The following is a 17372-nucleotide window of genomic DNA, read 5'->3' as shown; positions in this document are numbered from 1 at the left end:
GTTTTTATATTAGCGAATTGAGTTTAAAAATCTATTACATTGACAAAACGTTAGCTCTACATACAGAGCTAAGAGCCATTTTTTTAATACGCTTTGATCGTTTATAAAATAAACTGCGGACAAAGTGCAAAAAAACGCTGAAATGGCTTGTTGTTTGATTTATTATCACTTAATATGTTTGCCCTTATATATCCCCCCAGTGGCGCTCGTATTAAGATCGATATATTCCTTTATCGGCACGACGACACGGGCATGTTTGGAGTACATTATGTACGCAGTAATCCAAAGCGGTGGTAAACAACACCGTGTGGTTGAGGGTGAAACCCTTAAAGTAGAATTGTTGAAAGCTGAAACTGGTACAACTATTACGTTTGATGACGTATTAATGCTTGTAAACGGCGAAAGCATTCAAATTGGTGCTCCAGTTGTTGCTGGTGCGACAGTAACTGCTGAAGTAGTTAGCCACGGTCGTCACGACAAAATTCGTATTGTTAAAATGCGTCGTCGTAAACATTACCGTAAACAACAAGGTCACCGTCAATGGTTTACCGAGTTGAAAATTACTGCTATTTCAGGCTAATTACGAGGATTATGAAACATGGCTACTAAAAAGGCTGGTGGATCGACACGTAACGGTCGTGACTCGAACCCTAAAATGCTAGGTGTTAAAATGTACGGTGGTCAATCTGTGACTGCGGGTAACATTATTGTTCGTCAACGTGGTACAGAATTCCACGCTGGTGCAAACGTAGGTATGGGCCGTGACCATACTTTATTTGCTACCGCTGATGGCGTGATCAAATTCGAAGTGAAAGGTCAATTTGGCCGTCGCTATGTATCTGTTGAAACTGCATAAGTTTTAATGGTACGAAAAACCCACATTTGATGTGGGTTTTTTTATGTCTGTAAATCGGTGAAATAATGGTTACCATCTTCATCATGATGTAGAAATAGCTACATTGGCTATTAATAACAATACAAAACTTCTTATTTTCTCAATTATTAGGATTAAAAATTGGTTTAAGATGGACGCATTGAAAAAATTGCGATACCGCAAATAAAAAAGGTGATGATATGAAAATGCTTCGTAAAACCCTGTGTGCGATGACCTTAGGTGCTGCAACGCTTGCACCGGTAATGAGTACAACTGTTTTTGCTGCTCCTGTAGCAGCATCGGAGCAGCAAGCAACCAACAATCTGGTCAAGCAGTTAAGTAATATTCGCACATTGTCTGCTAACTTTGAACAAACCACAAAAGCGACTTCTGCTGGTAAAGCCCCGCAGAAAAAAGGCTTGACTGGACAACACATGAATCAAACCTTTAAAGGGGTGATGAAAGTTGCGCGTCCGGGTAAATTCTTCTGGGAAACCACCAGTCCATCCAAACAGACCATTGTGACTTCCGGTAAAACCGTATGGATTTATGATCCTGATTTACAGCAAGCCGTCCGTCAAAGCCTGGATGAACAGGTGGCAAATACTCCAGCATTGTTATTGTCGGGGAATACCAGTCAGATTATGAAGTCTTATCGAGTGACTCAGCCCGATAAAAGCAAGACCTATTACACTTTGTACCCTAAAGTGAAAGACAGTGCATTCCAAAGCCTGACCATTAGTTTTGGCGCGAACAAGGCCCCAAGTTTGATGATTTTGCAGGACTCATTGGGGCAAACTACCTATGTGCGCTTTAATAATGTGAAATTGAATCCATCGATTGCTTCTTCAACCTTCAATTTTACACCACCAAAAGGTACCGATATTATTGATCAATAATATATTGATTTATAATATTTAATTGTGAGTTCGTCATAAATTGAAAAGCAGTCCTGTGTGGCTGCTTTTTTATTGGATATGCTGTTAAAAATGAGGGAAATTTTTATTCACCCAGCACCACCCTACAAGAATATGTTCAAGCTCGGACCTAAACATCATAATGCACAATATTTCAAAATCTGCGGATGCGCAGAAGGCGAGGGCTATCTTTTATCTTATCTCTATCATCTCCATACAGAATCTTCCAAAGTGGTGATTCTCAAAGTGTAAGATTTAACACTTCAGTCTCAGGCAGGAATTATCCTCGGTGTGCATGTACCCTAGGGTTTTCACGATAATTGGGTTGAGCCATCTTAAAATCAGGCAATTTTTTATACAAATGCCTCGTTATTCGGCTAAAAAGAGTTAAAGATACATATTTTAAATGTTATTCAGGGATCTGGCTTTGTATAGTGAACCCGCATGATCAAAGGCACTAGGTTGTTAAGATAAGATGAAAATACGCACGAATCAACAATGGCTCTGGGCTGTTCCGGTTTCTTTGGCAGCACTCGTTATGGCGGGTTGTCAGGAGCGACCTGCACCGCAAAAGGAACAGGTTAAGGTAGAAAAACAGGAAGCTTCTTCTACAATTCCATTAATTCAAGCCAAGGTTGTTTCTGTGAAATTAAGCAAACCGGAAGCCTGTGATGCGGAAGGTTGTACCCAGTATGAGATTCAGACGGTAAAGAGCAACTTGAAATGGGTGGATGACTATTTTATCGATCGGGTGAAAAAAGCCGATCCGATTGCATTTTCTACCACGCCCAATGAAAAGATCAATACTGCCGAAGGAGCGAGTCCCAATTTAAGTCAAAGCTCGACCTATATCCGTTTTGTCAGTCAGCAGTATGACCGGGCAACCTTTGCCATTCAAACTTATACCTATTCATCCGGTGCTGCGCATGGCATGTATCATCAGGAATTTGTCAATTTTGACTTGAAAAATAAAAAGCGTCTGGCACTGCAAGATATTATGGTCAAAGGTGTAGAACAGCAATTATTGAATACTTTATATGATTCAAATAGCATCTGGCTGGAACAGCACAGTATAGAAAGAGAAAAGCTGAAATTAAGTGATAATTTTTACTATGGTGCCAATGGCATTGTCTTTGTTTATCCCTTGTATGAGCTGGCTTCCTATGCAGAAGGCATGACTGAACTGACCTTGTCTTATTCGGCACTCACTAAACTGATTAAAGCTGAATATCTGCCAGCTTTACCTAAGTATCCATCGTCTTAATTTTTCAACTTAATTCGGGTAAATTTGCTCTAATAAGCCACAGCTGTCCGCTCGATCACTGTCTTTTTTAGTGTTTAGCGCTTACACTATAGCCAGTTTTTTTCTTTGCAAAAGATTGGCTATGATCGACCCGAAATTAATCCGAAATAATATTGAGGCTGTAAATTTAGCCTTGGCAAAACGTGGTGTACAGCTGAATGTCGAAGAGTGGGCTTCACTGGAAGCTCGCCGTAAAGAGCTTCAATCGAAAACTGAAGCTTTACAAGCAGAGCGTAATTCGGGTGCTAAACAAGTTGGCCAAATTAAAAAATCTGGTGGCGATGCATCTGAAATCATGGCACGTATGGCTGCCATTGGTGATGAAATTAAGGCAGCTGAAGTTGCACTTGCTGAATTGCAAACTGAAATTGAAACCAAGTCTTTAAGTATTCCCAACATGCCGCATGAATCTGTACCTGAGGGTAAAGATGAAGACGACAACGTTGAAATTTTAAAATGGGGCACACCGCGTCAATTTGATTTTGAAATCAAAGATCATACTGACCTGGGTGAATGGATGGGCGGTTTGGAGTTTGAAACTGCAACCAAATTGACTGGTACGCGTTTTAGCGTATTAAAAGGTCCATTGGCGCGTTTACAACGTGCATTGACCCAGTTCATGCTAGATACCCATACCCTGAAAAATGGTTATACTGAAGCCTATGTGCCTTATCTGGTCAATGCAGATTCATTGCGCGGGACAGGTCAATTGCCTAAATTTGAAGAAGATTTATTCAAATTGCAGGGTGAAAAAGAATATTACCTGATCCCGACTGCGGAAGTACCAGTCACTAACTTTGTACGTGACGAAATTATTGATCCTGAACGTTTGCCATTGAAATATGCCGCACATACGCCATGTTTCCGCAGCGAAGCAGGTTCCTATGGTCGCGATACCCGTGGTTTAATCCGTCAACACCAGTTCGACAAAGTTGAGATGGTGCAAATTGTAAAACCTGAAGATTCGATGCAGGCTTTGGAAGAACTGACCGGGCATGCTGAAGGTATTTTGCAGGCACTCGGTTTGCCATACCGTAAAATTATTCTGTGTGGTGGTGATATGGGCTTTGGTTCAACCAAGACCTATGACCTTGAAGTTTGGGTACCGAGCCAAAATACCTACCGTGAAATTTCTTCATGTTCAAATATGGGTGATTTCCAGGCCCGCCGTATGAAAGCACGCTACCGTGTAGACCAGAAGAAAACCGAATTTGTGCATACCCTGAACGGTTCTGGTTTGGCTGTTGGCCGTACCTTGCTTGCAGTGATGGAAAACTACCAGCGTGTAGACGGTTCAATTGAAATTCCTGAAGTACTTCGTCCATATATGGGTGGTGCAGAATTTATTGATTAATCTTTGGATGGATCGGTAAGTTAATACTTAGCACAGTTTTGTGCACGAAAATTGCTTAAGACAGTCAGATTTAAAATATTGAGGTAGTGTGTGGATATCTTTCCAATCTCTTTAAAGTTGCAACAGCAACCTTGTCTGATTGTCGGTGGTGGGCGCATTGCCTATCGTAAGGCCGTACTTTTGGCAAAAGCAGGGGCAGTCATTGATGTGATTGCGCCTGAAATCGAAACTGATTTACTAGAGATTGTTCGTGCCAGCCAAGGGCAATATGTCCAAGCATCTTTTAGTCCAGATATTCCATTACGCCCTTACCGGTTGGTGATTGCGGCTACCAATGACAAAGCGACCAACATACAGGTTTTCGAAGTTTGCGAAGCTGAAAAAATTCTGGTGAATAGTGTGGATGATCTACCGCATTGCCGTTTTATGGTGCCTGCTATTATCGACCGTTCTCCTTTGGTGGTTTCGATTGCCACCAATGGCAAATCACCAGTTTTATCCCGTCAAATTCGTACCCAACTGGAAGCCAGTATTCCGCATGGCATGGGCAAGCTGGCAGAGTTTTCTGGAAAATGGCGTGCCGCAGTAAAAGCCAAAATTGCCAATCCAGATGAACGCCGTATTTTTTGGGAAGACCTGTATGCCAGTCCACTCAAAGAACAGGTGTTTAATGACAATATCGCTGAAGCGGACCGTTTAATTGAACAAGCCTTAATGGAATGGAAAGCGCCAAAAGGTGAAGTCTATCTGGTGGGCGCAGGACCGGGTGATCCTGAACTGTTGACCTTAAAAGCATTGCGTTTGATGCAGCAGGCAGATGTCGTTATTTACGACCGTTTAGTATCGCCTGCGATTATGGACTTGTGCCGCCGTGATGCGGAAAAGGTTTATGTGGGTAAAGCCCGCTCCAATCATAGTGTGCCACAAGAAGGCATTAATGCACTCTTGGTGGAATATGCTGCAAAAGGTAAACGTGTCTGCCGTTTAAAAGGCGGTGATCCGTTTATTTTTGGTCGTGGGGGGGAAGAGATTCAGGAACTGTTTGCTGCAGGTGTGGCTTTTCAGGTGGTTCCAGGGATTACCGCGGCTTCAGGTTGTTCAGCCTATGCCGGTATTCCTTTAACCCATCGTGATTATGCGCAAAGTGTGCGCTTCCTGACTGGACATTTAAAAGAAGGTTCGCCAGAGTTACCTTGGAGTGAGCTGGTGTATGAAAACCAGACCTTGGTGTTGTATATGGGGCTGGTGGGTCTGGAAAAAATCTGTGCCCAGCTGATTGCCCATGGCCAACGTCCAGACATGCCGGTTGCACTTATTTCCAAAGGGACTACCCCGGAACAGAAAGTGGTGGTTGGAACCTTGGCCGATATTGCTTCAAAAGTGTCAGAACATCAAATTCAAGCGCCAACCCTGACCATTATTGGTGAAGTGGTAAAATTGCGCGAACAATTACAGTGGCAAGGTTAATTCAGGCCTTGTTGCGTTGAAAGAGTAGAGAAATCCTGTGATCCACGTTGTTTTATACGAGCCTGAAATTCCTGCCAACACCGGGAATATCATCCGTTTATGTGCCAATACCGGTGCGCAGTTGCATCTGGTAAAACCTCTGGGTTTTGAGCTGGATGATAAAAAGCTCAGACGTGCAGGCCTGGACTATCATGAGTGGGCGCATATGAAAGTGTGGGAAAACTTTGCAGAATGTATGGCGCATTTACAAGAACTGGGAATTGAGAATGATGCCATCTATCCCTTAACCACCAAAGGTTCTGAAACTCCGCATACCTCAAATTTAAACCGTCCAGTGGCGTTGTTGATGGGACCTGAAACACGTGGTTTGCCTGAAAATGTGCGTATGATGTTTCCGGAAAAACAGTGGATTCGTTTACCCATGGCTGCTAATTCACGTAGTTTAAATTTGTCTAATGCTACAGCAGTTATTCTGTACGAAGCATGGCGTCAGCAAGGTTTTAAAGAACTGGTTTAATTTCAGAGCATAAAAAAAGACGCATTGAGCGTCTTTTTTTTGCATGAAGTCAAAGTATTAATGCGTATCATCAAACTCGTTGTGCTGCGGAGCGGGGTGTTTGAAGCCTTTGGTTTTATAACCCAAATACAAAATACCGAACATTGCCCACCATAAACCAAACTTTAATGCGGTATCTTCAATCTCTAGCCACATCGCAAAAATGCTCAGGAAGCCGAGTAAAGGAATGACCACAAAGCTGAGAATGTCTTTGATGCTTTTGGTGCGACCATCTCGTAAAGCATAACGTGAAATAACAGACAGATTTACAAAGGTAAAGGCAGTGAGGGCACCAAAACTGATCATTGAAATCACGATGTCTAAGTCCATGAAACCAGCAGTTAAGGCCACGCCACCAACAATCAGGATGTTGTAAACCGGTGTGTAGCTTTTTGGGCTAATATGACCAAAAATTTTCTTATTGATCACGCCATCACGGCCCATCACATACATTAAGCGTGAAACACCTGCATGTGCAGAAATACCGGATGCCATTACCGTAACGATTGCAAAGTAAAGCACCACAGTTTTGAACGCTACTCCACCAACGGCTTGAAGAATGTCCGGCTGAGTTGCAGCAACATCTTCAAAATATGTCTTTGGATCGTTCGGGAAGTAAATTTGCATGAAATAGGTACTGATAATGAAGATAATACCTGCGATGAGTGCCGTAAGGAAAATCGCTTTAGGTAGAGTCTTTTCAGTCTCTTTGGTTTCTTCTGCCAGTGAGCTGAGTGAGTCAAAACCGGTGAAAGAGAAACAAAGCAATGTTGCACCGGTAATTAACGGACCCAAAGCTGTCATTTCATTCCAGAACGGTTCCAGACTCCATAACTGGTATTTGGCATTCGCTAATGTACCATCGGCATTGATCCCGCCTGCAAGCAGCGTATAAACCATCCAGGTGAAGTAAGCGATGACTGCCAACTGAACTAATACGATCAGGCCGTTGAAGTTGGCAACAAATCTGGCACCACGCAAGTTTACGCCAGTCATAAATGCGGTCAGTGCAACAACCCAAACCCAATGGTTCACCTCAGGGAATAGGGCTTCCAGATAAATGACTGCCAAAATGATGTTGACCATGGGTGACAGTAGATAATCCAGCCATGATGACCAGCCCACCATAAAACCGACATTAGGGTGAATCGATTTTTGTGCATAAGTATATGCCGACCCTGATGATGGATAACGACGGATCATGTGTCCATAACTAATAGATGTAAACAGAATTGCAATCAGGGCAATAATGTAGGAAGTTGGCACGTGGTAATGGCTTTCTTCAGAAACCAGACCGAAGGTATCAAATAATGTCATTGGCTGAATATAAGCTAAACCAATAATAATGATGTGCCAGAGTCCAAGCGTTTTTTGCAGTTTAGCTGTCGATTGAGTCCCAGAGATATTTGTCAACGGCGTTATCCTCTTATCGTTGATCAAGGATCAGTCATGTTTACAAGGATCGTTTGAGACGAACGATCCCCCCTAAATGAATAAAACAAAAGTGCGCCAATCTACTCTAGTTTGGTACGTTTTGCCAATATCTTTGTGAGTTTTTAATGCAGAAAATATGCCACTTGATATAAAAGGCTCGCTTTAATTTTCTATATAAAAGTAAAAGCCTGATGCTTAAAAAAACATCAGGCTAATTTTTAGCTATATTCGCTTAATTTTCAATATTTACCAAGCTTTTTCTAAAATCGCTTTTAAATCACTCAGGGTGGCTTCTTTCGGATTGTAAATAATGGAACCATCATTTAATGCTTTGTCTGCGACTTCATCCAATTGTGCTTCTGAAATCTTACCGGTTTCACGTAAAGTACGTGGCAATTTCGTCAGTGCATACAAGCGATCACGCATGGTCAGAATCGTAGCAATGGTTTTATCGGCACGTAGATGGGCAGGGGTTTGCGCATAAATGTCTGGACCTGCTAAAGGTAGCAATAATTCTGCAATCTTATCGCCATTCACTTCTTTATTGTACTCAAGCACATAAGGCAGGAACAGGTTCATGCACAGGCCATGTGGCAAATGTGCAACTGCACCTAAAGCATGTCCAAGGGAATGCACCAGGCCTACCATGGAATTGGAGAACGCAATACCGGCCATGGTGGAAGCTTGGGCTAATTCCAGACGGCCAAACTCATCAGCTGGATTATCTAACACATTGAACAGGCTGTTGCTCACTTTTTTGATAGCAGCTGTCGCATAAGCATCACTGATCGGATTGGCAGCCATGCAAGTATAGGCTTCAACTGCATGGGTCAATGCATCCATTGCCGTCATTGCCGTTAAATGCGGAGGCAAGGTCTGGGTCATACGTGGGTCAAGAATCGCGGCATGTGGCATCAGGTAATAAGATGCAAACGGCATTTTGACATTTTTTTCAAGATCGGATACCACAGCCACCATGGTCACTTCTGAACCCGTACCCGATGTGGTTGGAATCACAAAAAATGGTTTTAACGGTTTTGGCAGGTTATGTGCACCTGAATATTTAAGCAGGTCATCGCCACCTTCGGTCACCAGAATATTGGTTGCCTTGGAAGTATCAATCACTGAACCGCCACCGACAGCAATAATCGCATCACAACCATTATCACGATAAGCTTTTGCTGCATTTCGGACGGTTTGTACACTTGAATCAGGTGGAACATCATCAAAAATATAACCAATGACTGCATCGGTAGATTCAAAAGCTGCTTCAATTGGTGCAAGCAGATTGTTGCTGCGTACGCCTTTGTCGGTAATGATCATAGGACGTTTGGCACCTAAAGTAGCAAGTTCAAACGGAATGTGTTCTAAGGCAGCATGACCTGCGATGACTTTGACCGGACAGAAAAATTCGTAATAAGGCTTAGCCATGTTATGCACTCCGTTTAAAATAGGATTGAGCTACTTTCAAATAAATATTTGCAGCTCCAGTCAGTTTTTCTTTTAGGCTTAATTCGGTTGGATATTGTTTTACAGCAAGCTCAGCAAGGAGTTTAGGTAAAATAAGCGCTTCCATTTTGTTTAAGCAGCGGACCAGACGAATGGCAAATGCAATATCTCCATCAGCAATCATACGGTCATGGGCAAAGGCCTGTGCGGTACTTTCCTGAAAGGAAAATACTAAAAAGGCATGGCTTAAGTGCTTAAAAGTAATGGTGAGGTCAGGTTTGCTGTCTACAGATTGCAGTAATTGTAATTGATGGTCTTGCGTGACTTTTGCAATAAAAGCCGGGCCATGGGGAAATACTTTCATCGATAGAACGAAACCCACCGGGAATTTTGCAACTTCCTGTTTGACTTCGGCGTCGACTTGACTCGCCATTACCAGACCTCTGCCAATCACATCCATCATGAGTTTGACATAGGTCAGTTGTAAAGCGGGCTTAACGGATTTGGTTGAAATCACTCGTGTATCCCTTATCTAAAGAATATTTTATTTGTTTAGAGTAAATACTCTAATTTATTTTTATGTCAAAAGCAAAATTATTGTTGCATGATTTGAACTTCACTAAAGTAACCGCTGTTGTTTAAAGTTTCAATGATATCGAAGCATAAGTTCTCGAATTTTGGATAATATTCAACTAAATCCTCAATGCGTACCATCTCCAGGCCAGCATAACCACAGGGGTTAATGGTGTGGAAACCAGAAAGGTCACAATCAATATTTAGGGCCAGTCCATGATAGCTGCGTCCTTTGCGGATTTTAAAACCCAGAGAACCAATCTTGCGCTCTGCTACATAAACGCCCGGTGCATCCGGTTTGGCATAGGCTTCAATGCCATATTTATTCAGCAGTTCAATCATTAAATTTTCAGCATAAGATACCAGCATGCGTACATTCCAGCCCAAGCGGTTTAGGTCAAACATAAAGTAGGCTACCAGTTGGCCTGGGCCATGCCAGGTCACTTGTCCACCACGATCCGTTTGTACCACCGGAATATTGCTGGGTATCAGAATATGTTCCAGTTTGCCAGCTTGACCTTGGGTCAGCACATCATGATGCTGCAAAATCCACAGCTCATCCGGCGTGTTTTCATCACGGTTTTCAGTCAGGTTTTTCATCTCCTGAAAACGGTCGAGATAAGGTGTGAGCTGGTTAAATTGACGAATAATCAGTTTGGGTTTTAGAACAGCATCAGTCATGTGAAGTGCATCCTTAAAAATTTTTAACAGGATGCAAGGATTATAATGAAATCATGCCAAGATAGGGGATGATCGCTGCACGATTTAAAGTTTTTCGTAGTATTGATAATATTTTTATTGGCTTATAAATAAAAAAACACGCATGACGCGTGTTTTTTGCTCTTAAAGTGCAGTTTTAATCAATGGGCAGGCTGCCAAGTCAGCATATAAAGCATGTACCTGCTCCAGTTCGACAAAAACGATTTGGGCAGTTAAAGAGTGATATTTTCCAGTACGTGAAGGTTGTACCTTGATGCTGTTACCATCAAATTCCGGAAAATGTTTTACCAAAATATCTACAACAGCAATATGTAATTCTTCACAGGCTTCACCAATCAGTTTGATCGGATAATCCATAGGGAAAACCCATAGATGTTCCTGAAGTTCGCGAGATGGTGTACGGTCTAACATGGTCATAGTAGTCCCACTTATATATCAAACGCCTGCATAGAGGCAGGCGTTATGTGTTGCTGAATACTAGATGGGGGTGTTGGATAACTTTTCAATCCCCATCCGTATCACTATGTCTTAGTCATTTTCCAAGAATGAACGTAAGTGTTCAGAACGAGAAGGATGACGTAATTTGCGTAGTGCTTTGGCTTCAATCTGACGGATACGTTCACGGGTAACGTCAAACTGTTTACCGACTTCTTCCAGAGTGTGGTCAGTCGGCATGTCGATACCAAAACGCATTTTCAAGACTTTCGCTTCACGTTCAGTCAGGTTTTCCAGTACTTCACGGGTTGCTTCTTTCAGGCCTTCTGAAGTTGCCGCATCAATTGGAGAAGTGATGTTGCCATCTTCAATAAAGTCACCCAAATGCGAATCTTCATCATCACCAATTGGCGTTTCCATGGAAATCGGCTCTTTGGCAATTTTAAGTACTTTACGGACTTTAACTTCATCCATTTCCAGACGTTCGCCCAATTCTTCCGGGGTTGGTTCACGGCCCATTTCTTGAAGTAATTGACGAGATACCCGGTTGATCTTGTTGATGGTTTCAATCATGTGTACCGGAATACGAATAGTACGTGCCTGATCGGCAATCGAACGGGTAATTGCCTGACGAATCCACCAGGTGGCATAAGTCGAGAATTTATAACCGCGACGGTATTCAAACTTGTCTACCGCTTTCATCAAGCCGATGTTCCCTTCTTGAATCAGGTCAAGGAATTGTAAACCACGGTTGGTATATTTTTTCGCAATTGAAATTACCAGACGCAAGTTGGCTTCGACCATTTCCTTTTTCGCACGACGGGCTTTTGCTTCACCTACTGCCATACGTTTAGAAATATCTTTGATTTCCTTAACATTCAAACCCAATTCTTTTTCGATGTCGGCAATCTTTTGCTGGAATGCCAGTACATCGGGACGTACTTTTTCTAAATAAGTTTTTTGTTCAGCTGGTGCTTTGGCAATTTGCTCATCTAACCATGCAGGATTTGATTCCTGCCCCGGGAAAGACGTACGGAATTGAGTACGGTCCATACGGCCACGGCGGACTGCATAACGCATTACTTCACGTTCAGATGTGCGGATCTGTTCATGGGTGCCACGAATCATTTCAGAAATGATGTCAAATAGACGCGGAGTGAATTTGAACATCATAAACACGGTTGCCAGTGCTTGAAGCGCTTCATCTGCCTGTTTGCTGTTACGACCGTGTTTTTCAATGGTCGCTTTAGTTACTTTCCAGGCTTCTTCCAGTTCAGCAAAACGCACACGTGCAATTTCCGGATCAGGACCTGACTCACCTTCAGAATCATCCTCAGTTTCAGATTCTTCTTCTTCGTCATCGTCCAGTTTTACATCTTTGGTCGATTTAGATGTTGATTCTTCATCCTCATCGATATCTGCTTCATCTTCTAAAACTTCTGGAATTTCTTCATCAGATTCCGGGTCTAAATAGCCCGATAAAATATCAGCAAGACGACGTTCACCTTCGGTAACATCGTTATATTCTTTTAATACAACTTCAACGGCATTTGGCCAGTAGGCAATCGAGTGCAGAACGTCACGGATACCTTCTTCAATGCGTTTGGCAATGCTAATTTCGCCTTCACGTGTTAAGAGTTCAACCGTTCCCATTTCACGCATGTACATACGTACGGGATCTGTGGTGCGACCAGGTTCGTTTTCAACAGAAGCAAGTACGGCTGCCGCTTCTTCTTCGGCAACTTCATCGGTCGCTTCTGCACTGGTGCCATCGAACATGGTGTCATCAGATTCAGGTGCACGTTCATGAACAGGAATACCGACATCCTGAAGCATCTGAATGATGTCTTCAATCTGTTCGCTTTCCGTGATCGAGTCTGGGAGATGATCGTTAACCTCAGCGTAAGTTAAGTAACCTTGCTCTTTGCCTCGGCTAATCAGAGCCGCTACTTGCGAAGTAGGGGAAGTCATATCGCTCATCTTTGCTTACTCTTCGTTGAATCTGTGGCAGTGAAAAACCGTGCATGATAGCACAATTTGCTTAAAATTGTTTTGAATATTGATTGCTCAAGTTTCATTTAAAAATATAAATTTGATTTAACAGCTGTTTTCAATATTGGGCTGAAACTTTTTTTTTCAAGTCCATAGGGTGGATCACTCAAATTATGTTGAGTTTTTATTGGTCCATGCTGGAAATTCCAGGAACTAATAAATACACAATTTTTAGGGAGAAAAACAAGATTAAACCCGGTTTGCGGGAGAAAAAAATAAAAATACTTGACAAGAGTTCGTAAGCAGGATAAATAGCGCCTAGACCCATTCACTTTTTTTCACCTTGAGGTAGTTTTAGTGTCTTCTACAGATTTTGAACTAGATGATAGCTACAGTGATGATGATGTTAGTTTTGATGAAGTATCAAGCAAAATTAGTGCTAAAGAGTCGTTAGAAAAACGTCGTCTGATTGATGACCTTCTTGCACAGCGTCGTTTAGAGCGTGAGCTGAAAGATTTTGATTATGATCTGGATGATGACGACGATTTTGATGATGAAGAAGACTAAAATAGGATTCTGCATAGCAGGCTAAAATGCTATGCTATGTCGCAGTTATTTTACAAACCTGGATTTTAAATGAGTGCTTTAGATTTAGACCTTTTGAGCGAATATCTAGATGGCGACCAGAATGAATATGGTCTAGATTTTCCGGCTACTCATGGCTTTTTATGTGCAATTGCGGTTGGTCCGAAATTTGATAAATGGTTGGACGAACTTTTTGATAACAATCACAAGAAAGTGCCTGCTGAAATAATTGCTCAAGTAAAAGCCTGGTTAGAATCAATTCGTCAAAGCCTGGCGAATGAAGAAGGAATCGAGTTTCCTTTTGAAATTGAAGAAGCAGAAGTGGATTCAAGTTTAGGTGACTGGAGCGTTGGTTTTGTCGATGCGATGTTCCTAAACGAAGATGCCTGGTTCACGCCCGAACATGAAGAGCAACTGGTAGACTTAACTTTACCAATGATGGTCTTTAGTGGTGTGGATGAGGAAGATCCGCAAATGGAATCTTTCCGTCGCAATGGCCAGTTGATGGATGAAATTGCTGAAGAAATTCCGGATAATTTAAATGAATTATATTTAATGTACCATACGCCAGCGTGATGGTACGCCTTGTGCTGCTATAATCGCCGCGCATAGATCCACACACCAGCGTGATGTGACATCTTGTGCTGTTCTAATCGCAGCTTATGTATGTATTTAGCTCAGATTAATTTGTTAATTAAAAAAGCACCCTAAGGTGCTTTTTTATTTGTTCAATTGGCTATTTTCTGGATTTTAATTTCAAGAAGAGCGGACTCATCCACTGATAGGCAATAAAGAATAAAGCAAAATGTATTGCAACGATGAGCAACATAAATACGGCATAACCTGCTAAACCCATTTTTTCAGCAGATTGAATAATTTGTTCTGCATTCGGGTTCATCATGACCAAAAAGAATATAATAAAACACTCCAAAGTAATGGCAATCGCGGTATTTCCCCAGACCAAGATATTGCGTTCTTGTGCAGTCGGCAAGCGTTGTTCTTTTTGCAGGAATTTAATCACATGACGAATCATGGTAACCAAAAAAATAGCAACGAATAGCATTAAGCCAAGATTGGCGACAAACAATAAAAACAAAACGCTGAGAATTAAAACCACGCCATAATCGATAGCAAAACTTTTTAGATATTGTTGCATTTAAGCCCCTAATAAAATCAATTAGTTCTTCATTTTGCGTAGTTGTCTACGGTATAAGAGGATGGCGATAATCACCAGGATAATGAGGATAATACCATGGCTGACTTGGCTAAATATTTGCTGCATGAGCTGTTGGTTTTCACCAAAGTAAAAACCGACACAAGCCAGAAATGTAGTCCAGATGATAGTCCCTAAGCCACTGTAAAACATAAATTTCCAAAAAGGCATGTGGCTCATGCCAGCGGGAATACTAATCAGCGAGCGAACTGCCGGAATCATACGACCAAAGAATACGATGCGATGTCCATAATGCTCAAACCAGTCCAGAGACTTTTTAACATCACTAGATTTGATAAACATATATCTGCCATAACGGTCAACGAAACGGAAAATACTGTCATGGTTAAACTTATAGCCAATCCAATACAGTAAAGCAGCTGCAAGCAATGAACCGAAACAACCGGCAATGATGACGCCAAATAAAGTCAGCTGGCCTTGTGATGCAGAATAGCCAGCAGAAGGCATGATGATTTCAGAAGGAATGGGAGGAAATATATTGTCAAGAAACATCAGCAGGGCAATACCAAGATAGCCCAGCTGTTCCATAATGGAAATAATCCACTCTGTCAGATTCATAAAGTGATAAAAATATTAGTGATATTTATATCATCCTAAATTTAATTGATTGCAGGGTAAAGCATATTCAGGGAATCCATTTAGATTATTCTTGGCTATGAATCAGTGTGTGGATATAAACTTTTCTTAAGCTATAGGCGAGCGCGAATGGAATGGCACCGAGCAAGACATATTCAAGCAGATTAGGTGTGAGATGGTAGGCAATAAACAGGGAAAAAATACTGCCAATAACAGCACCCATCATCACAATAAAAAGATGGGATTCCTGCTCTAGAGTTTGTTTAATGTGTTTGACTTTTTGTAGATTTCTTTCGCGTGCAAGGTAAAAGCGTCGAGTATAATTGGCGGAACGACTAATTGCTCTTGACATAATTTAACTCCTTTTCACGTTATAAATTAATATGTTGTGGGATTATTGTAATTTTTATCTCAGACTATCAGATTATTTGTGACTTGACACACATTAATGGTAAAAATTGGTGATATTTTTTTATTTATTGTTAATTTTAGGTAAATAAAAGTCCTCTTGTGATTAATGCTGATCAGTTAAGGAATTTAAAAAGAGACTCTTAAATTTTTGGCTTCATGACGGAGTCTGGGTATTTTAAATTAGATACTTGAGACCATTTTTTACTTTGGTTTCGCCCTGAGAAGCATTGCTTCCTAAGATCAAAGCTATTTGTTATCCGTAAAACTCATCAGCCACTATCAACTCGCAAATTTATCGCAGAAACAATCATTTTTTAATGTAGTGCTGTTTCAACAGGCTGTGGATGAATTTTCCAAATATCAAATATAATCATGAATTTAAAAAAGAAAAAGCCAGTCAATTGCTTAACTGACTGGCATTACTTTTGTGAGTACTTTTATTGAAGGCGTTCGATTACAGACGTTTACGTTTAGCGGCTGCAATTTGTGACTGACGCATACGGAAACCTGCTTTTTGCTTCTCGCTGGTTTTGTCGATGCAGTATTTACATGATACGCCATGTTCATAGCTTGGAAGTTCTACTTCTCCAGGAAGCAAAGGCCAGCCACAAGCATGACACTTGGTGTTCTGGCCTTCTTCTACACCATGAGTAACAGCTGTACGACCATCAAACACGAAACATTCGCCTTCCCACATACTTTCATCAGCAGGAGTTTCTTCCAGGTATTTTAAAATACCGCCTTTCAAGTGATAGACCTCATTAAAGCCTTCTTGCAGCAATAATGATGTTGATTTTTCACAGCGAATACCACCTGTACAGAACATGGCAATTTTCTTGTCTTTATGCTGTTCCAGCTGTTTTTTTACATATTCCGGGAATTCACGGAAGGTTTCAGTTTTAGGATCAATTGCGCCTTTAAATGTACCGGCTTTGTATTCGTAGTCGTTACGGGTATCAATCAAGATCACGTCATCACGTGCAATCAGTTCATTCCATTCTTTTGGATCAAGATAGTGACCGACTAAATCGCGCGGTTTGACTTCAACGCCTAAAGTCACAATTTCTTTTTTCAGTTTAATTTTCATTTTACGGAATGGCTTGTCAGAGCTGTGTGACTCTTTATATTCCATTGCGTTAAAACCTTCATTCAGAAGAAACTGATGGATGGTATCAATTGCTGCACGGTCACCTGCTACAGTACCGTTAATGCCTTCTCCTGCAACAATAAGAGTTCCACAAAGATTGATGGTTTTTACCAAATCAAGAAGACGTTGCTGCAGATCGGCAGGATTTTGAACTTCTTTAAATTGATATAGTGCCGCAACAACCCAGTCAGTGGTCGCTTGCTGTTCTACAGGTGCAAGCTGTTCTACAGTAGCGTTCATGGAAAACTCCAAATGTATTAAGGTAAGACAAAATTTAAGCCGCATATTCTAACGTGAATTGGCACAATTAGCGATAAAACCTAGTATGAAATATGGTTTTTCATT

General features: G+C 41.5%; 19 protein-coding genes. 9 read left to right on the top strand and 10 right to left on the bottom strand.

What is annotated here, in order from left to right; translation table 11 throughout:
- The first annotated feature begins 268 nt into the window (after positions 1–268).
- From rplU to ABJ384_RS11020, 7 genes are all read left to right on the top strand, one after another.
- Complete coding sequence (gene rplU / locus ABJ384_RS11050; protein ID WP_086196864.1) at positions 269–580, top strand: 50S ribosomal protein L21; 312 nt, start codon at positions 269–271, stop codon at positions 578–580.
- Positions 581–598: 18 nt separating this feature from the next.
- Complete coding sequence (rpmA, locus tag ABJ384_RS11045; RefSeq protein ID WP_086196863.1) at positions 599–856, top strand: 50S ribosomal protein L27; 258 nt, start codon at positions 599–601, stop codon at positions 854–856.
- Between the two features lie 218 nt (positions 857–1074).
- Positions 1075–1773: an outer membrane lipoprotein chaperone LolA gene (lolA, locus tag ABJ384_RS11040; RefSeq protein WP_200223930.1), complete on the top strand. Its 699-nt coding sequence runs from the start codon at positions 1075–1077 to the stop codon at positions 1771–1773.
- 493 nt (positions 1774–2266) lie between these two features.
- Entirely contained in the window at positions 2267–3055 is a 789-nt protein-coding gene (locus ABJ384_RS11035) for an RsiV family protein (protein ID WP_349927322.1), read from the top strand.
- Positions 3056–3176: 121 nt separating this feature from the next.
- On the top strand, positions 3177–4448 hold the full coding sequence (gene serS, locus ABJ384_RS11030) for a serine--tRNA ligase (protein WP_349927320.1): 1272 nt from the start codon (positions 3177–3179) through the stop codon (positions 4446–4448).
- Positions 4449–4538: 90 nt separating this feature from the next.
- Positions 4539–5915 (top strand): siroheme synthase CysG, encoded by a 1377-nt coding sequence (cysG, locus tag ABJ384_RS11025; RefSeq protein ID WP_349927319.1) that lies wholly within the window; start codon positions 4539–4541, stop codon positions 5913–5915.
- Positions 5916–5952: 37 nt separating this feature from the next.
- Positions 5953–6432 carry a tRNA (cytidine(34)-2'-O)-methyltransferase gene (locus ABJ384_RS11020; protein ID WP_349927317.1) on the top strand — a complete coding sequence of 160 codons (480 nt, stop codon included), beginning with the start codon at positions 5953–5955 and terminating at the stop codon, positions 6430–6432.
- Between the two features lie 57 nt (positions 6433–6489).
- Here the strand turns inward: ABJ384_RS11020 and ABJ384_RS11015 are convergent, their stop codons facing one another.
- The 6 genes from ABJ384_RS11015 to rpoD all read right to left on the bottom strand — a co-directional run bounded on the left by ABJ384_RS11015 (position 6490) and on the right by rpoD (position 13062).
- Positions 6490–7884: an APC family permease gene (locus tag ABJ384_RS11015; protein ID WP_349927314.1), complete on the bottom strand. Its 1395-nt coding sequence runs from the start codon at positions 7882–7884 to the stop codon at positions 6490–6492.
- 267 nt (positions 7885–8151) lie between these two features.
- Positions 8152–9336, bottom strand: coding sequence for an iron-containing alcohol dehydrogenase (locus ABJ384_RS11010; protein ID WP_349927312.1), 1185 nt, complete (start codon positions 9334–9336; stop codon positions 8152–8154).
- A 1-nt stretch (position 9337) separates the two neighbouring features.
- Positions 9338–9871 carry a hypothetical protein gene (locus ABJ384_RS11005; RefSeq protein WP_166170413.1) on the bottom strand — a complete coding sequence of 178 codons (534 nt, stop codon included), beginning with the start codon at positions 9869–9871 and terminating at the stop codon, positions 9338–9340.
- Between the two features lie 77 nt (positions 9872–9948).
- A complete protein-coding gene (gene lipB / locus ABJ384_RS11000; protein ID WP_349927310.1) occupies positions 9949–10608 on the bottom strand; it encodes a lipoyl(octanoyl) transferase LipB in 660 nt (219 codons plus the stop codon).
- A gap of 162 nt (positions 10609–10770) precedes the next feature.
- A complete protein-coding gene (locus ABJ384_RS10995) occupies positions 10771–11058 on the bottom strand; it encodes a DUF493 domain-containing protein (protein WP_086196931.1) in 288 nt (95 codons plus the stop codon).
- Between the two features lie 117 nt (positions 11059–11175).
- On the bottom strand, positions 11176–13062 hold the full coding sequence (gene rpoD / locus ABJ384_RS10990) for an RNA polymerase sigma factor RpoD (protein WP_349927308.1): 1887 nt from the start codon (positions 13060–13062) through the stop codon (positions 11176–11178).
- 369 nt (positions 13063–13431) lie between these two features.
- On the opposite strand from rpoD, the gene ABJ384_RS10985 reads away from it, so the two are divergent.
- Entirely contained in the window at positions 13432–13641 is a 210-nt protein-coding gene (locus tag ABJ384_RS10985) for a hypothetical protein (RefSeq protein ID WP_086176283.1), read from the top strand.
- 69 nt (positions 13642–13710) lie between these two features.
- Complete coding sequence (locus ABJ384_RS10980) at positions 13711–14235, top strand: YecA family protein (protein WP_166170407.1); 525 nt, start codon at positions 13711–13713, stop codon at positions 14233–14235.
- A gap of 160 nt (positions 14236–14395) precedes the next feature.
- Here ABJ384_RS10980 and ABJ384_RS10975 read toward each other — a convergent pair whose 3' ends face one another.
- The 4 genes from ABJ384_RS10975 to ABJ384_RS10960 form a co-directional block, all read right to left on the bottom strand.
- Positions 14396–14815, bottom strand: coding sequence for an ABZJ_00895 family protein (locus ABJ384_RS10975; RefSeq protein ID WP_349927305.1), 420 nt, complete (start codon positions 14813–14815; stop codon positions 14396–14398).
- A 21-nt stretch (positions 14816–14836) separates the two neighbouring features.
- Positions 14837–15451, bottom strand: a complete 615-nt coding sequence (locus tag ABJ384_RS10970) for a DedA family protein (protein WP_349927303.1) — start codon at positions 15449–15451, stop codon at positions 14837–14839.
- An 85-nt stretch (positions 15452–15536) separates the two neighbouring features.
- Positions 15537–15821 carry an FUSC family protein gene (locus ABJ384_RS10965; RefSeq protein ID WP_349927301.1) on the bottom strand — a complete coding sequence of 95 codons (285 nt, stop codon included), beginning with the start codon at positions 15819–15821 and terminating at the stop codon, positions 15537–15539.
- Between the two features lie 513 nt (positions 15822–16334).
- The gene (locus ABJ384_RS10960; RefSeq protein WP_349927299.1) at positions 16335–17267 is read right to left on the bottom strand and encodes a rhodanese-related sulfurtransferase; all 933 of its coding nucleotides are present in this window, start codon (positions 17265–17267) and stop codon (positions 16335–16337) included.
- Positions 17268–17372: the final 105 nt, after the last annotated feature.

This window comes from Acinetobacter sp. A1-4-2 (assembly GCF_040233925.1).
Classification (GTDB): Bacteria; Pseudomonadota; Gammaproteobacteria; order Pseudomonadales; family Moraxellaceae; genus Acinetobacter.
This window is presented reverse-complemented; position numbering and strand designations above follow the sequence as displayed.

What these genes read in the sequence shown, in the direction of transcription:
- serS (WP_349927320.1), top strand. Translation starts at nt 3,177, where the DNA reads ATGATCGACCCGAAATTAATCCGAAATAATATTGAGGCTGTAAATTTA.
- ABJ384_RS11010 (WP_349927312.1), bottom strand. Translation starts at nt 9,336, where the DNA reads ATGGCTAAGCCTTATTACGAATTTTTCTGTCCGGTCAAAGTCATCGCA.
- lolA (WP_200223930.1), top strand. Translation starts at nt 1,075, where the DNA reads ATGAAAATGCTTCGTAAAACCCTGTGTGCGATGACCTTAGGTGCTGCA.
- ABJ384_RS10960 (WP_349927299.1), bottom strand. Translation starts at nt 17,267, where the DNA reads ATGAACGCTACTGTAGAACAGCTTGCACCTGTAGAACAGCAAGCGACC.
- ABJ384_RS10995 (WP_086196931.1), bottom strand. Translation starts at nt 11,058, where the DNA reads ATGTTAGACCGTACACCATCTCGCGAACTTCAGGAACATCTATGGGTT.
- ABJ384_RS11035 (WP_349927322.1), top strand. Translation starts at nt 2,267, where the DNA reads ATGAAAATACGCACGAATCAACAATGGCTCTGGGCTGTTCCGGTTTCT.
- ABJ384_RS10970 (WP_349927303.1), bottom strand. Translation starts at nt 15,451, where the DNA reads ATGAATCTGACAGAGTGGATTATTTCCATTATGGAACAGCTGGGCTAT.
- rpoD (WP_349927308.1), bottom strand. Translation starts at nt 13,062, where the DNA reads ATGAGCGATATGACTTCCCCTACTTCGCAAGTAGCGGCTCTGATTAGC.
- ABJ384_RS10965 (WP_349927301.1), bottom strand. Translation starts at nt 15,821, where the DNA reads ATGTCAAGAGCAATTAGTCGTTCCGCCAATTATACTCGACGCTTTTAC.
- ABJ384_RS10980 (WP_166170407.1), top strand. Translation starts at nt 13,711, where the DNA reads ATGAGTGCTTTAGATTTAGACCTTTTGAGCGAATATCTAGATGGCGAC.
- rpmA (WP_086196863.1), top strand. Translation starts at nt 599, where the DNA reads ATGGCTACTAAAAAGGCTGGTGGATCGACACGTAACGGTCGTGACTCG.
- ABJ384_RS10975 (WP_349927305.1), bottom strand. Translation starts at nt 14,815, where the DNA reads ATGCAACAATATCTAAAAAGTTTTGCTATCGATTATGGCGTGGTTTTA.
- rplU (WP_086196864.1), top strand. Translation starts at nt 269, where the DNA reads ATGTACGCAGTAATCCAAAGCGGTGGTAAACAACACCGTGTGGTTGAG.
- lipB (WP_349927310.1), bottom strand. Translation starts at nt 10,608, where the DNA reads ATGACTGATGCTGTTCTAAAACCCAAACTGATTATTCGTCAATTTAAC.